Source organism: Paenibacillus faecis, from assembly GCF_008084145.1.
Classification (GTDB): domain Bacteria; phylum Bacillota; class Bacilli; order Paenibacillales; family Paenibacillaceae; genus Fontibacillus; species Fontibacillus faecis.
Map to the genome: position 1 here is coordinate 674713 of NZ_VSDO01000005.1, position 14442 is coordinate 689154.

The window sequence follows — 14442 nt, forward strand, 5'->3', positions numbered from 1 at the left end:
CGATCCAGGGGCCTATTTTTCGACGAAATTCCCCATATTTCTCCCTATACCTTCCTAATAAGGAAACATTTTTTATTTAAAAAAGAAAAAAAGAGTCCCTCTCCACAAAAGTTTTGTTTTTTTTGCGAATTTACAAAGTATTACAATCCAGCGGAATTGCTTTAACAAATGTATACGACAATCAATTCATAGTTACGATGCCAATATAAAAGGGTGAAAACGAATGAAGATGAGTAGAGTTCTGGGCATGATTTTAGCATCCGCGGTTGTGACATCGGCGGCGACGTTAACGTCTGCAGCGGCTGCCGGCCAAAAGCCAGCCGCGACGCAATCCGGCGCAAGCCAACTGAAAGTGGTTAACCAAAGCGTGGTGATCGACGGCGCCAGTATTTCACTGAAAAGCGTGACGGTAAACCAAGTCGCTTTATACTCGCTTCGCGATTTGGCGGGCGGCTTGGGAGCGTCCATTAAGCAATCGGGCACCGAATTGACCGTTACGGACAGCATGGGATTGCACGCGGTAATTTTGAAGGCCGGCGCCAAAAGCTATCGAGTTGACGGCTCAGACGCCCAGTTTGCGGTGGCTCCGCAATCGGTACAAGGTTCACTTTACGTAGAGCCGATTGCGCTTGTCAACGCCTTGGGAGGGGAAGCGCTTCCGGATACGGGGGAAATCCGCAGCATGGCTCGCTTGAGCGGCCAATTTTCCGCGCCGTTGTTTGATGCCGCCGGGAATTTACTCGTCACCCAAGAAGACGCGGAAATTCCGCAACTGATCAAAATTGGGAAAAATGGACAATACGACGTATTTTCCAACAACGGCAACATCGTGGGGGCCGCACTTTCTCCCGACCGTACCGCCGCTGCCTTTACGGATGAGAACGGCGCCCTGTTTCTGCTGAACATGGGGAACGGAACGGTGAAACGGCTTGGCACCGATACATCGGTGAAAACGGATTTGACGTGGTCGGCAGACGGAAAGAAGATTTACTTTATCCAGGGCGACAAACAGGAGAAGATTGCATACATAAGTCTGGATGAGGCCAAGGTGACGGAAGTGCTGGCTGACAAAGTCGAGAACAAATCGGAGGTCCAAGTATCCGCGGACGGCAAGAAACTCGTGTATTTTGTGACCGCGACCGGCAAAGCCGAAACGGACAAAGAAGGCACGGAAGGGTCGCTGACCATCGACTATTCCAAAGCCGGAACGCAAGCTTTCTCGCTGGAGAAACTTGGCAATAAAGAAGCAAAACCGGTGCAATTGACCAAAGATCAGGATAACAAGTTATATCTGTCCATATTGCCGGACGGAAGCGCGAGCTACATCAGCGCCGATCCGGAAGGGCAGCTTCAGAACAGTGTCCTGAAGCTTATCTCCCCGGACGGCACAAAGATCAGCAATCTGGTTGCCGACGTCGATGTTGTTTCGAGCGAAGTGATCGGCGGCAAATTGATGATTCTTGCCGAGGACGCGAATGGTTGCCATCTGTTTGAAGTAGCTCCAGCGGGCGCGAAGACGGAATTGTTCGGCACGAAAGCGGCCGTTTCGGAATGGGCCGTGGCGGCGGACGGAACGATCGCGGTCATCGCGGACGGCAAAGTGATTTTGGTGAAGGACGGCAAAACGACGGAATTAACTAAATAATATAATGCGAGAGGAGTTTTTTTGAATGAATTGGGTTAAAAAATTATCTTTGGTTGCTGTAGCCTCAGCGGTGCTGCTGTCAACGACGATTTCCGGCTCGGCTTGGGCCAAGGACGATTTGAAGGGGAAAATTACGGTCAACGGCTCGACGGCTCTTTTGCCGCTTACGTTGCAGGCTGCTAAAGAGTTTCAAAAGCTGCATCCGAAAGTAAAGATCGCCGCGTCGGGGAAAGGCTCCGTTACCGGCCCGCAGGCTGTAAAGAAGGGCATCGCGGACATCGGTGCCTGTGACTGGGACGCCAGTATGGACGTACCGGGCTTTAAAGCGTTCGAAGGGCAAGTCGCCAATAAAGTGGCGGTGATTCCGTTTGCCACAATCGTCAATAAAAGCGTGAATGTGGACAATCTTACGACGGAACAGTTGAAGGGGATTTATGCCGGTAAAATCACCAACTGGAAAGAGGTTGGCGGAAGCGACGAAGATATCGTGGTAATTACCCGTTCGTTCGGTTCGGGCACGCGCGTCAATTATCAAGCCAAGGCGCTTGACGGCGGGGATATTGTGAAGAAGGCGAAGAACTACAAGGAAGTGGGTTCCAGCGGCGACATGAAAACAGCCGTAGCCACGACGCCGAACTCCATCGGCTACATCGACCTGACCTATATCAGTGGAACTGACATCAAAGCCGTGAAGCACGACGGGGTTGAAGCCACGGTGGAAAACGTCATCAACGGCAAATATAAAATTTGGTCTTACGGGTACTACATGACGAAGGGAGAGCCTACCGGAGCAACGAAAGCATTCATCGAATACGTACAAAGCAAAAAGTTCCAGGAAGGTTCCCTGAAAAAGCTAAAGTTCATTCCGATCTCGGCAATGAAATAAGTCAGGCAGCATCAATTGGGCCAGCCCCTGAGTTACGGGGCTGGTTTTATGTATGGGAGGAATCAGGGTGAATCTACCTGCTCAAAACACCGTTCCGCGCTCCGGTTCGGCCGCGGACCCGCAGGGGCAGCGGAGACAGAGGTCCAGAAATTTCCGGGCAAAGCTGGTGGACCGGCTGTTTAAAAACTACTTTCTGTTCAGTATTTTGGCGCTGTGTCTGGTCTTGGCGATGGTTATCTTCTTTATCGGCAAAACAGCGATTTTAACCTTTCGGGATGTGTCGCCGGCCGAGTTTTTCTTCTCCTTCGACTGGACGCCGGAGGAAGAACGTTTCGGCGCTGCGTTATTCATTGTCAACACGTTGTCCTTAACCGCCTTGACGATGATCATAGCGGTCCCTATTTCCGTGGGCATGGCCATCTTGATCGCGGAAATTGCGCCTGCTTGGCTGAAAAAAATCATTCGCCCGCTGCTGGACCTGCTGGTCGGAATTCCGTCGATCGTTTACGGGTATCTCGGTCTGACGGTACTGCTTCCGCTGCTGCGGGAATGGAGCGGTGAAGGATTGGGAGATGGCTTGTTGGCCGCGGCGCTGGTACTGACGGTCATGATTTTGCCGACGATAAGCCGCATCAGCGACGACGCCATCACGTCCGTCCCGAAAAAGTACCGTGACGGATCATACGCGCTGGGTTCCACCCGGCTGCAAACCATCTTCAAGGTTGTATTGCCGTCGGCCAGCCGCGGCATCGTCGCGGCCGTTATATTGGGCATGACCCGGGCCATCGGCGAGACCATGGCTGTGGTCATGGTGATCGGAAATACGCCGCAGCTTGCCAAATCGCTGTTTGCTTCCGCTTCGGTGCTGACAAGCAACATCGTGATGCAAATCTCCAATGTCGAGTTTGAATCAACGTGGAACTACAGTCTGCACATGATGGCGTTTTTACTGCTGCTCATCTCCTTCGTACTGATTTTGATCATCCGTTTTATCGGTAGGAAGGGAGAGGCCTAGGTCATGAACGGATTTAAAATCTCCCGTCAAAACACCCGTTCTCTGATATGGGATCGTATCGCAACCGGTTGTTTTTACGGATTGGGCGCGGTGATCATGCTGCTGATTTTTTGGTTGTTGTTCACCATCCTGAGCAAGGGGCTGCCGCAAATATCCTGGGACTTCCTGATCAAGCTGCCGGAGGAAATCGATGCCGGCGGGGGCATCGGCCCCATGCTGTTCAACTCGTTTTACATATTGGCCCTGTCATTGCTGATCTCGATTCCGATCGGCGTCGGCGCGGGCATCTATATGGCGGAATACGCGCCGAACAACCGGTTTACGGAGGTGCTCCGCATTTGCGTAGAATCGTTGTCCTCCGTGCCGTCGATCGTATTCGGCCTGCTCGGCCTGGCGATTTTCGCCGAGTATTTCGATGTCGGCCTGACGATTCTCGGCGGCGCTGTCAGTTTGGCCTTCCTCAATTTGCCGATGCTGGCCCGCGTCACGGAAGAGGCGGTCCGGGCGGTGCCGAACGACCTTCGGAACGCGGCGTACGCCCTAGGAACGACGCATTTCCAGGCGATCCGCACCGTCGTCATCCCAGTGGCGATGCAGGCGATCATCACCGGTATTTGCCTGGTGGCCGGGCGCGCTTTCGGGGAGTCGGCCGTCATCATTTTGACGGCGGGGCTGAGCACCTCGGGGGAGATGTGGGACTTTAATTTGTTCTCCCCCGGCGAAACTTTGGCCGTTCACTTGTGGTACGTCCAATCGGAAGCGATCGTGGAGGATGCCCGGCAGATTGCCGATAAGTCGGCCGCCGTGCTTGTGTTCGTCGTGCTCCTAATCAATCTGGTTTTCCGCGTGCCGCTGTGGATCAATAACAGAAAGCTGAAAAAATAATCCCCGCTGCGTGAAGCAACAAAACAAAAGCCGCCGAAGCGAATCGCTTCGGCGGCTTTTTTTCGGGGAAATCAACCCCGCCGCGGAGTAATGGCTTAAGGTTCAACGCTTGCAGACGGAGCGGCGAGCAGTCCCCGGATATCCGGCTCGATTTCCGCGGGTTCCGTTCGGGCGTTGTACTGTCTAACGATATTTCCGCTGCGGTCGATCAGGAATTTGACGAAATTCCATTCGATCTCCCCGGTGCGGTAAGGTTCGGGGACATGCTGCACAAGATACTTGTACAGCGGATGGGCTCCTTCGCCCTTCACCTCGATTTTGCCGAACATCGGGAAAGTCACTTGGTAGTTCAGTTCGCAGAAGCTCTTAATTTCCTCTTCGGTCCCCGGCTCCTGTCCGGCAAACTGATTGCAGGGAAAACCGAGCACGCTGAAGCCCCGATCTTTATATTTCGAATAAAGCTCTTGAAGTCCCTTGTAGTGAGGCGTAAGTCCGCAGGCGCTGGCGGTGTTCACAATCAGCAAGACCTGCCCTTGATAGGGTTCCAGCGTGGTTTTCCGTCCGTCGATCGTCGTTACTTCGAAATCGTATAAGCGCATCATTACACCAAATCACAGGCGTCCGCCGGCATCCAGTGGGCATCCTGTCCTTCCCATTTCACATTGCAGCCGATCGGGTTGGTCAACGGTACCGAAATCGGCTGATGATTCGTTAATTCCGTAAGGGCCCGTTCCAAATCATTGACGGTCATTTTGTCCGTTTCCCGGGGATTGTCCACGCCCCGTCCCGTATAGACGAGCCGGCGTTCGGAGTCGAATACGTAGAAATGAGGGGTCCGGAGGGCACCGTAAGCTTTGGCGGCCGTTTGTTCCTTATCGCGCAAATAAACCCAAGGGAAGCGGTGCTCGTTCATGCGCTGCACCATATGCTCAAAAGAGTCATTCGGATGCGTCTGCTCGCTGTTGGAATTGATCCCCACAAACGTAACCCCTTTTTCCCTGAAGGCTTCGGCGGTTTTTCTCGTAACTTCGTCGGATCCGATCACAAAAGGACAGTGGTTGCATGTGAAAAAAACAACCAAATAAGGGGAAGCGGCGAAGCTCTCCAATGCGTATTCCTTGCCGTCCGTGGCCGGAAGCCGAAAGTCCGGGGCTTTTTCACCAATCGCTAACGTAAAGCTCATATGCGTTTCCTCCCTTAGAAATAGTGTCCCTTCCATAGTAACCGATGTCACAGGCTAATCTCAATTTTGACACAAATCAAAATTCTCACGACAATGACGTAAAAGTGCAAAAAAACAGAAAGTAAATCATTGGATTGCAAATGGAGGTTACGGTTATAATTTAGGCAGATCAAAACTGGCAGGGAATGGAGATGGAGAGATGGCCAGAAAAACAAGAAAAGTTACCATCGTGGGTTCCGGGCTTGTCGGCGCGGCCTGCGCTTATTCCATGATCAATCAGTCGATATGCGATGAGATCATGATGGTGGACAGAACGTATGACCGTGCGGTAGCCCAGGCGCTTGATTTATCGCACTGTATGGATTTCACGTCGACCCGAACGAAAGTTTATGCAGGCGATTTGGAAGACTGCCGCGATGTCGATGTCGTCGTCTTGACGGCGGGGGCCAATCCGAAACCGGGCCAATCCAGGCTGGATGTTCTGGAGGCGGCGGAGCAAATTACGTCCGGGATCGTCAATCGGATCATGGGCAGCGGCTTTGACGGCATATTTGTCGTAGCCGCGAATCCGGTGGATGTGGTGACGCACATCGTACGGGAAGTGTCCGGGCTGCCCCGGAATAAAGTGATCGGCACGGGAACCTCCCTGGATTCCGCGCGGTTAAAAACGCTGTTATCCGATGTTTTCTCCATCGACCCCCGCAGCGTTCAGGGCTATGCGCTCGGCGAGCACGGAGACTCTCAATTCGTGGCCTGGTCGCATGTTACGATCGGGGGCAAGCCGATTCTGCAAATTTTGGAGCAGCATAAGGAACGTTTTCAAGGGGTCGATTTGAAAGAAATAGCGCAAAAAACGAAGGATGCGGGATGGGAGATTTTTACCCGGAAAGGCAATACGCAGTTCGGTATCGGCAACGCGCTCGCTTACATCGTTCGCTCCATTTTAAACGACGAGCATAAAATCATCGCGATCTCCGCCATCTTGGAGGGAGAGTACGGCCAAACCGGCGTATGCGCCGGGGTTCCGGCCATCATTGGCGAAGGAGGAATCCAAGAGGTCGTAGAGCTGAATTTGAATGCGGAGGAACAGCATAAATTCAACGAATCCTGCTCCATCATCAAGAACGCCATTCAAGGACTGGCCAGTCGGAAGTAAAGACGCGGCTTAAGCCTTGGGAACGAGGGCACTTCCGCCTCCAGCCTGTTCTTCTCCGTCATGTCTTGAAATATAGTGGAGGTATGAGGAAAGCTGTGAAAAGGAGAGAGAGGCATGGAATCCCTTTCTATTAAAAAGTTGGCGGATCTCGACGCATCCGGACGGGACCAGGCGGTTGAAATTTTTACGGACGCTTTTTTACGTTCGCTACAGTTCATGTCCAAAGACCAGACCAGGCTGACCCGAGCGCTCAGGCATGCTTTTGTCGGCGATCAGTTTTATACGGCGGTGGAAAACGGCAAGGTTCTCGGCATTTTTGCTTATTCCACGAACCTGGCCCGGGCGTTCTCGTTCGATAAACAAGTATTTCAAAAAGAATTCGGCCGGATTAAAGGTTCTTTAATCTACAAGGTGCTGCATGGGGAGTTGGGCAAACCGCTCGATTTCAACGACCGCCAGTGCTACTTCGAGTCGGTGGCCACCGCCCGGGAGGCCAGAGGACGCGGGATCGCCACGTTGCTCAACAACCACCTGATCGCCGAGCTCGATTATGACGAGTTTATCCTAGAAGTGGTGGATACGAACACCAGCGCCTATCGACTGTATGAAAAACTGGGGTACACCGAGATCAAACGGAAAAAACAGCGGCTGTTCCCCAAACTGGCGGGATTTAACGAGCGCATATATATGAAGCGGGGGAAGGGGTAGAGACGAGTCTATCCCCAAGGAGTTTAACGCTGCTGAACATGCTTGATCCCTTGACCATTACTTTTTCGGAATCACCAGCACAAAGCGTGTAGCGTCCTGATCTCCGTCCAGCGAGATGGAACCTCCATGCTTTTCCGCGATTTGTCTTGCGATGGCAAGACCCAGGCCCGTGCCGCCGTCGCTGGTTCTGGCCGCGTTTCCGCGAACGAAGGTGTTGAACACCTTGTCCCTCAACGGCCCGGGAATGCCTATGCCGTCGTCGGTGACCTCGATATGGACAGTCTCGCCGTGATCTTCCAGTCCGATGAGGACACGGGTTCCCGGCGGATTGTATTTCAGCGCATTCGCCAGCAGGTTGGAAACGGCCCGGTACAGCAGCGTGGTGTTGAACTCCGCAATGACTTCGCCGGAGGGAATTTCCGTGTCAAACACAAATCCTTTTTCTTCAAACGCATCGTAAAAGGTGACGGCGATTTCCCGGAGAAATTCGGCGGTGTCGGTCGGCTCCTTCGCTACCGGATAGTCGGGAGCTTCCAGCTTCGATAACTCGAACACGTCTTCAATCAGCTTGGCAACCAAGTACGTCTTGTCACAGATCAGCTTGATCGTGCGTTGCTTCTTCTCCTCATCTGCAATGATGCCGAGCTGAAGCGCTTTGGCATACCCTTGGATCGTCGTAATCGGCGTCCGCAAATCATGGGATATGTCGACGAGCATCTGCCGCCGGCTCTCCTCCAGCAGACGTTTTTCTTTCTCCGCCTTCTCGAGCTTTTCCGCCATCGCATTAAAGCTTTCCTGGATCTGCGCCAACTCGTATTCAGCTTCGAACCGCAGCCGCTCATGATAATGCCCGCCCGCTATGCTGCGGATTCCCGCGACGATGTCGCCGAGCGGGTTCGTCAGCTTGACAGCAGTCAGGCGGCTGTAAAGAAAAACGTTGATCCCAAACAGCACCAGGAACAGCAATCCCGTCTCCGCGAGCGTCTTCCAGAACAGAGCCAACGTTTCCGCGCTCGTCCCGCTACCGGATTCCGCCAACCGGTCCGTCCTTTCCACAAAATAAATCAACAGGGATGCGACGCTTGCCCCGACCGTTAGCGAAAAGAAAATATAATTCCGGACAAGGGTACGGAATATCGTCGGTTTACTTCGCATGTAGCTCCTCCTTTTTGGCGAAACGATAGCCGAGCCCCCGCACCGTTTTCAAATAAACCGGTTCGCGCGGAGAATCCTCAATTTTATCCCGTAAGCGGCTGATCTGCACCATAATGGCATTATCGTCGGCGATGTACTCATCGGCCCACGCTCGTTCAAAGATTTGCTTTTTCGTATAAATGCGGCCCGGGCTTGCCATAAACAACTTCAGGAGGCGGTATTCGAGCGCACTGAGCGCGATGGGCTTTCCGCGTTTGTAGAGCATACAGGAATCGTGATGCAGCGACAGATCACCGACCCGCGTTTCCGTTACTTCTTCGGGGGTCACCGGGATTTCGTTAAACTCATAGGTTCGGCGCAACTGAGCGCGGATACGCGCCACCACCTCCAAGGGATTAAACGGTTTGGCGATAAAATCGTCGGCCCCAAGTCCCAGCCCGGCGATCTTGTCGAAATCCTCGTTCTTCGCCGACAGGATGATGACCGGCAGCTTCGATCGTTCGCGAAGCCACTGCAGCAACTGAAAGCCGTCGAGCCGCGGCATCATGATATCGATAACGGCCAGGTCCACATCGGTCCGGGAGAATAACTCTGTGGCCGCCTGACCGTCATACGCCTCCAGAATCTCGTACTCCTGTTCCAAAAACAATCGGAGCAACCCGGCGATATCCTCGTCATCATCGACCAACAGAATCGTTTTACGCATTTTTGACCCTCCGTCCTTCCCTGGAATCTTCTATAGCTGTTGTAGTTCGGTCTCATTTTACCGATTTCCTTCGTCTCCCGCCGTGTTGTAAGGATAATGTAAGAAATGGGAAAGTGGGGGGAAAGCGAAGGGTTTTATAATTTAACCTGTGGATATATAAAGCGTTTAACCATGAAACAGGGAGAAGGGATTATCAGATGGAACAAAAGTTACGGGATACTGAGGTGGAGGTGCGTCGGCGGGCGGTGAAAAAGTTAAAAGCCGCGCCGCTTTCTCCGGGGTGGAAGGGGGCCTCCCTCTTGTTAGGGGCAGTCGCAGTTATCGCATACTTCACCCAGGGATATCTTCTGCTGGGTTCGCGAGGCCCCGGCGATTTTTTGCTGGGGACGCTGCTGTTTCTTATTGCGGTCGTGCTCGCGACCGGCGTACTGGCCGCGGTCTTTCACTTGGCAAAGCGGATGCCTTCGCGCTATTTCTGGCTGGCCTCCGTTTCATTCGTCCTCATATTCCTGACGTTCATCGGCCCGGTGCCATTGATGGTACTCGTGGCGCTCACGATTACTATCGCTAGTTCCGCGGTGGGGGCGCTTGTTTTTCGGTGGAGGGCGGGGGCGTACCGGGAAGCGGGACTCGCGGTCAAAACGGGTGTCGCAGGGTTGGGGGCTGCGCTGCTGATTTTTGTCGGCATCGGCGGGTATTGGCTTCTGGATGACGGGAGAGAGAGCGGGGATGCGGCCAAGCCGTACCGATTGTCGGTTGTAAAGCCGGCGGACCGCTACCCTGTTACGATGGAAAACCCGGCCGAACAGGGGGCGTACCCTGTACTTACGCTTACCTACGGCAGTAAGAATAGCTACCGCGAGGAGTTCAACCGGCCCGATTCGCTAGTAACCGAACAGGTAGACGGCTCGGCTTTCGTGGACAAATGGTCGTCCACCCGGACAAAGACGTTCGGCTTCGGGCCCGAGCGGATGCCCCTGAACGGTACGATATGGTATCCGCGGGGGGAAGGGCCTTTTCCGCTCGTGATCGCCGTCCACGGTAATCACACGGCGACCGAATATTCGGATCCCGGCTACGCTTATCTGGGCGAATTGCTGGCGAGCCGCGGCTATATTTTCGTTTCCGTCGACGAAAATTTTTTGAATACCTCGCTGTTTGACGATTGGTTCGCGTTCAGCACGCCGGAGAAGGAGAATCCGGCCAGAGCCTTGCTGCTGCTGGAGCATCTGAAGGTGTGGGACAAGTGGACCAAGACGAAGGGAAATCCGTTTTACGGCAAGGCGGATATGAGCCGAATCGCCCTGATCGGTCACTCCCGGGGAGGCGAAGCGGTCGCCCTCGCTGCGGCGTTGAACAAACTTCCGGCATATCCGGAAGACGGAAATATGAAATTCAACTATCGTTTCGGCATCCGGTCCGTTATTTCAATCGCCGGTACGGATGGACAGTACAAACCGGCCGGACATCCGACACGTCTGCATGATACGAACTATCTGGCACTGCAGGGAGCCCACGACATGGATGTCTCCTCATTTGACGGAGCGAGTCAGTACAGCCGGACCGGTTTTACGGGCAGCGGCGACTACTTCAAGGCATCGGTTTATATATACGGGGCCAATCACGGGCAATTCAACACCGTTTGGGGAAGAAAGGACGCTCCGGGACTCGGCAACAAACTGTACAATACGGCCCAGCTAATGCCGCAAGAAGAACAGCTTCAGGCCGGAAAAACGCTGATCTCCGCATTCCTCGAAGCGACATTGAACGGTAAAAGCGAGTACCGGGCTGTATTCCAGGATCTCGGCTATGCCCTGAATTGGCTGCCGGACACGATGTATATCGCCAACTATCTGGACGCCGATACGACGATCATTGCCGGTTTCGGCGAAGATTTCGATCTCGGTTCCACGACGTTTCCCGGCGGGCAAGCGATCGGAGCTTATCTGAAAACATGGAGAGAAGAAAAAGTGAAAATGAAGTTTGCCCCCGACCTGTATAATAGCGCCTTGCGTCTTGAGTGGGATAGCGCAGAGGTATCCGGCGTCCCGACCTATACGATCGTGCTGCCGGAGCACGGGCCGGCGGCGGATGGCGACAGCGCCTTTGTTTTTTCCATGGCTGACGCGGACGATGGTAAAAAGGACTCCGATTCCGCAGGATTAACCGATCTGAGCGTTCAGATTGAAGACGGGTACGGGAACGTTGCATCCGTCCCGTTAAGCAGCGGCGGAACCCTGCTGCCGATGTTTGAGAGCAACATCGTTAAACGGCCGTTTGCGAAAGCTGTGCCGACCAAAGAACCGGTTTTTCAAAATTTTTCAATAGGGATGGCGGATTTGAGGGCGGCCAATCCGAATTTTCAACCGGAACGTCTGAACAAAATCTCCTTCGTTTTCGATCAATCGTCCCGGGGGACCGTGTTGATTCGCGATATCGGCATCCGCAATCCTTAGCGGGTAACGGAGAAACGGTTACGGGAACTCACGGGATCGGATAAGGGGGGGCCGACTAAGCCGTACTGTACCGGTCACTGACATGTTCAGGGAGCCCGGCATGCCCTTGTGTTTGGCAATGCGGACAATATTATTGTTCGGTCCGATATTCCGTCACAATCCTATTGGAGTAACGGTAAATCGAACACCTCGCGGCGAACGTAACCGTGAGCTACTACCTTACTCCGCGAGGCGTTACAGTTTGAACATGTCTCAAGAGTGTGGACTAGAACTGCGTCCGAATGTTCAGTTCATTTTCAAGGTATGCCCTTGATGTCCCTTGGGGGGCGCGATGCGTCCAGCCGGGTTGACGAGGATTGGTTGGTTTGCGGAACCCGTCACTCGAAGGCGGCTCCGCTGCTGTTTTGACCGAGTTGCCGTTACAGAACCTTAACTCGCTCGGTCAGTTGCTGAATGTGATCGAGGAGCGTGATTAAGACGGTGTTTTCCGTGTCGCCCTGGCACAGGGGAGGTTGATAAGCGTCTTTTACACCACTGGCGTTGCATTAACCCGAAGGGTCTAATGGCTGTAGTCGCCTCCCTTTGAAGCCGGGCGAGAGGATAACGGTCATTTTCGGCGTTATTTTGTCGAATTTGTCTCTTCGGTGAGAAATAGCGGTCATTTGGGGCCCTATTTTATGGAAAAGCGGACCAAAACCTGATTTTTGGACCTGCATCAGTGAAATAAGGTCCTTTTTGGCCGCTATTTTTCCCGAAAACGCAAATTGGGTCAAAATAACGGCCCAAAACGCCGCTATCATAACAGGCGGCAAGAAAGATTGCGGATCGGCAGCACCATGTTAGGTTTAATGCAACGCCAGTAGCTTAAACCCTGATTTGGGGGGCTGCAAAGGTAAATAAGCTCCTTTTTGACCTTTATTTTGCCCGTGGAGCCAAATCAGGCCGAAATAGCGGTCCAAATGACCGTTATGTTGGCCGGCGGTCAGAGAAGCCGCGATTGCCGGACCCAGTTTGCCAAACGATCGGAAAGCTCACGAGCATGAATTTTACTCAATTCCCTGCCGTCGATTTCTTCCAAATGGGCTTACTGCCCATCCCCGCTAACCGCAGAAGTTCTTGCTCCGACGAACCCCCACCAAGGGGTCTCATCCCCTTGGGACGAAAAAAACCAGCCGATATGGGCTGGTTTTTTTCGTCCCAGGAGGGGTACTCGCGCTCCGGCGCGAGACTCCGCTCGCCCATCCCCGCTAAACCGCGTGGCGTCTCGCTCCGACGAACCCCAATGGGGGTTCTCATCCCCTTAGGACGAAAAAAACCAGTCCATGTCATGGACTGGTTTCCTATACGTCCCAGGAGGGATTCGAACCCCCGACCGACGGCTTAGAAGGCCGTTGCTCTATCCAGCTGAGCTACTGGGACATGGTAATATAAAAAACAGAAGCAAAAAAGATTATATCATGGCGACTTAGTTTGCGCAATAGGGTGATTTGAAATTGCCGAAAGGGAGGGTGATTTTTGCCTTCTTTCATCTCTATGCTATAATCTCAATAAATTAGACCGGATGAAAGGAGGTGCCCATATCAGCAACACGAACAACAAGAAGGACAACGTGGTCTTGTTTCCCAAAACCCTGGATTTTTATCAGATTGAACTGACTAGAATGCTGGAGACCGAGCGATACGGCGAGGCGGCGGAGCTATTGCGTTTTTTGTTGCAGTGCCAGGGCCAGGACGACAGGCAATACGCGGAATGGAGCAACCTGCTGAATTGGCTCACGGACGCGTTTCCCATGCTGCAGAACGAAGCGATGGATCATACGGGGCTACCGGAGGATGAGGAGGAGGGCGAGGATATTATTGCCCGACGGCATGTCGAGGCCAAGTTGGCCGAGGATCACGAATATGCCGACAAGCTGCTGCGGGCCGTTACCGAAAAGCCGATGTCGGAGCAGACGTTTCTTGCTCTGGAACAGCTGGCTTACCTGGACCGGCCGGAAGTGGACGAGGCGCTGATCGACTGGCTGACCCGGAATGAACTGCATCCGCTGCTTCAATACCGGGTAATGCAGATCTTAAAACGCCGCGGTACTCACGGGGTCGTTTCGTTTTTTCGCTTTGGGGAGAAGGTGGAGATCGAAATCGAAGCCGTCCCGATCAAACCGGAGGAATTTCCATCCCCGGTTCAGCAGGTTCTGGAACGCGTCGGCGATCAGACCCAGGTTCATGATCCGACGCTGTTTTATTTTGCCCAGGAGCTTTGGACGCAGTTTATTATGGCGATCTACGGGACGATGGATTACAGGTCGCTATTAAGCGATGAGGACAGCATGATCGATATTTGGGCCGCCGCCCTCCATCAAATGGTCGCGGACAGTTTGCCCGGCGGAATTCATGAAGAGGAAATTCGAAGTTTGTACGGCATCACCGATAGTTTGCGGCTGCGTTTCGAGCAAGCCTGCCGATCCATGCGACAGTTCGCAAACGCGGGACAAAAATAAGAAGTTATTTTGAAAAGTTATGTATACAAGGCAGTGCCTAAATACCGGTAAACCTGGGAACGTGAGGGGAAACTACTAACGGCTCTTGTAAAAAGCTGTATTGTTGTTTATAATATAGTGGTTATTCTCGAACGTGGACTAAGACAGCTA

General features: G+C 53.2%; 12 protein-coding genes and 1 tRNA gene. 8 read left to right on the forward strand and 5 right to left on the reverse strand.

Annotation, left to right across the window (positions count from 1 at the left end; all coding sequences use genetic code 11):
* Window positions 1–223 precede the first annotated feature (223 nt).
* The 4 genes from FRY98_RS24925 to pstA all read left to right on the forward strand — a co-directional run bounded on the left by FRY98_RS24925 (window position 224) and on the right by pstA (window position 4431).
* Window positions 224–1645, forward strand: coding sequence for a stalk domain-containing protein (locus tag FRY98_RS24925; protein WP_148457226.1), 1422 nt, complete (start codon window positions 224–226; stop codon window positions 1643–1645).
* 25 nt (window positions 1646–1670) lie between these two features.
* Window positions 1671–2531, forward strand: a complete 861-nt coding sequence (locus FRY98_RS24930; protein ID WP_148457228.1) for a phosphate ABC transporter substrate-binding protein — start codon at window positions 1671–1673, stop codon at window positions 2529–2531.
* A 67-nt stretch (window positions 2532–2598) separates the two neighbouring features.
* Window positions 2599–3546 carry a phosphate ABC transporter permease subunit PstC gene (pstC, locus tag FRY98_RS24935; RefSeq protein WP_249043525.1) on the forward strand — a complete coding sequence of 316 codons (948 nt, stop codon included), beginning with the start codon at window positions 2599–2601 and terminating at the stop codon, window positions 3544–3546.
* Window positions 3547–3549: 3 nt separating this feature from the next.
* Window positions 3550–4431: a phosphate ABC transporter permease PstA gene (pstA, locus tag FRY98_RS24940; protein ID WP_148457233.1), complete on the forward strand. Its 882-nt coding sequence runs from the start codon at window positions 3550–3552 to the stop codon at window positions 4429–4431.
* A 95-nt stretch (window positions 4432–4526) separates the two neighbouring features.
* On the opposite strand, the gene FRY98_RS24945 is transcribed toward pstA, so the two are convergent.
* Complete coding sequence (locus tag FRY98_RS24945; RefSeq protein WP_148457414.1) at window positions 4527–5030, reverse strand: glutathione peroxidase; 504 nt, start codon at window positions 5028–5030, stop codon at window positions 4527–4529.
* A gap of 2 nt (window positions 5031–5032) precedes the next feature.
* Entirely contained in the window at window positions 5033–5614 is a 582-nt protein-coding gene (locus tag FRY98_RS24950; protein ID WP_148457235.1) for a thioredoxin family protein, read from the reverse strand.
* A 199-nt stretch (window positions 5615–5813) separates the two neighbouring features.
* Between FRY98_RS24950 and FRY98_RS24955 the strand changes: the two genes are divergently transcribed.
* Window positions 5814–6770: an L-lactate dehydrogenase gene (locus tag FRY98_RS24955; protein ID WP_148457237.1), complete on the forward strand. Its 957-nt coding sequence runs from the start codon at window positions 5814–5816 to the stop codon at window positions 6768–6770.
* A 114-nt stretch (window positions 6771–6884) separates the two neighbouring features.
* Window positions 6885–7478: a GNAT family N-acetyltransferase gene (locus tag FRY98_RS24960; RefSeq protein ID WP_148457239.1), complete on the forward strand. Its 594-nt coding sequence runs from the start codon at window positions 6885–6887 to the stop codon at window positions 7476–7478.
* Window positions 7479–7535: 57 nt separating this feature from the next.
* Here FRY98_RS24960 and FRY98_RS24965 read toward each other — a convergent pair whose 3' ends face one another.
* Together FRY98_RS24965 and FRY98_RS24970 are read right to left on the reverse strand one after the other, a co-directional pair.
* The gene (locus tag FRY98_RS24965; RefSeq protein WP_148457241.1) at window positions 7536–8633 is read right to left on the reverse strand and encodes a sensor histidine kinase; all 1098 of its coding nucleotides are present in this window, start codon (window positions 8631–8633) and stop codon (window positions 7536–7538) included.
* The gene (locus FRY98_RS24970; protein ID WP_148457243.1) at window positions 8623–9339 is read right to left on the reverse strand and encodes a response regulator transcription factor; all 717 of its coding nucleotides are present in this window, start codon (window positions 9337–9339) and stop codon (window positions 8623–8625) included. The genes FRY98_RS24965 and FRY98_RS24970 overlap by 11 nt, the downstream gene beginning before the upstream one ends.
* Before the next feature lie 197 nt (window positions 9340–9536).
* On the opposite strand from FRY98_RS24970, the gene FRY98_RS24975 reads away from it, so the two are divergent.
* Window positions 9537–11795: an MFS transporter gene (locus FRY98_RS24975; protein ID WP_148457246.1), complete on the forward strand. Its 2259-nt coding sequence runs from the start codon at window positions 9537–9539 to the stop codon at window positions 11793–11795.
* A gap of 1345 nt (window positions 11796–13140) precedes the next feature.
* Here FRY98_RS24975 and FRY98_RS24980 read toward each other — a convergent pair.
* Window positions 13141–13214: transfer RNA gene (locus tag FRY98_RS24980), tRNA-Arg, on the reverse strand.
* A 142-nt stretch (window positions 13215–13356) separates the two neighbouring features.
* Between FRY98_RS24980 and FRY98_RS24985 the strand changes: the two genes are divergently transcribed.
* Window positions 13357–14292, forward strand: coding sequence for a hypothetical protein (locus FRY98_RS24985; RefSeq protein WP_148457248.1), 936 nt, complete (start codon window positions 13357–13359; stop codon window positions 14290–14292).
* Window positions 14293–14442 lie beyond the last annotated feature (150 nt).

What these genes read in the sequence shown, in the direction of transcription:
- FRY98_RS24925 (WP_148457226.1), top strand. Translation starts at nt 224, where the DNA reads ATGAAGATGAGTAGAGTTCTGGGCATGATTTTAGCATCCGCGGTTGTG.
- FRY98_RS24975 (WP_148457246.1), top strand. Translation starts at nt 9,537, where the DNA reads ATGGAACAAAAGTTACGGGATACTGAGGTGGAGGTGCGTCGGCGGGCG.
- FRY98_RS24970 (WP_148457243.1), bottom strand. Translation starts at nt 9,339, where the DNA reads ATGCGTAAAACGATTCTGTTGGTCGATGATGACGAGGATATCGCCGGG.
- FRY98_RS24930 (WP_148457228.1), top strand. Translation starts at nt 1,671, where the DNA reads ATGAATTGGGTTAAAAAATTATCTTTGGTTGCTGTAGCCTCAGCGGTG.
- FRY98_RS24955 (WP_148457237.1), top strand. Translation starts at nt 5,814, where the DNA reads ATGGCCAGAAAAACAAGAAAAGTTACCATCGTGGGTTCCGGGCTTGTC.
- FRY98_RS24945 (WP_148457414.1), bottom strand. Translation starts at nt 5,030, where the DNA reads ATGCGCTTATACGATTTCGAAGTAACGACGATCGACGGACGGAAAACC.
- FRY98_RS24960 (WP_148457239.1), top strand. Translation starts at nt 6,885, where the DNA reads ATGGAATCCCTTTCTATTAAAAAGTTGGCGGATCTCGACGCATCCGGA.
- pstA (WP_148457233.1), top strand. Translation starts at nt 3,550, where the DNA reads ATGAACGGATTTAAAATCTCCCGTCAAAACACCCGTTCTCTGATATGG.
- FRY98_RS24985 (WP_148457248.1), top strand. Translation starts at nt 13,357, where the DNA reads ATGAAAGGAGGTGCCCATATCAGCAACACGAACAACAAGAAGGACAAC.
- FRY98_RS24950 (WP_148457235.1), bottom strand. Translation starts at nt 5,614, where the DNA reads ATGAGCTTTACGTTAGCGATTGGTGAAAAAGCCCCGGACTTTCGGCTT.
- FRY98_RS24965 (WP_148457241.1), bottom strand. Translation starts at nt 8,633, where the DNA reads ATGCGAAGTAAACCGACGATATTCCGTACCCTTGTCCGGAATTATATT.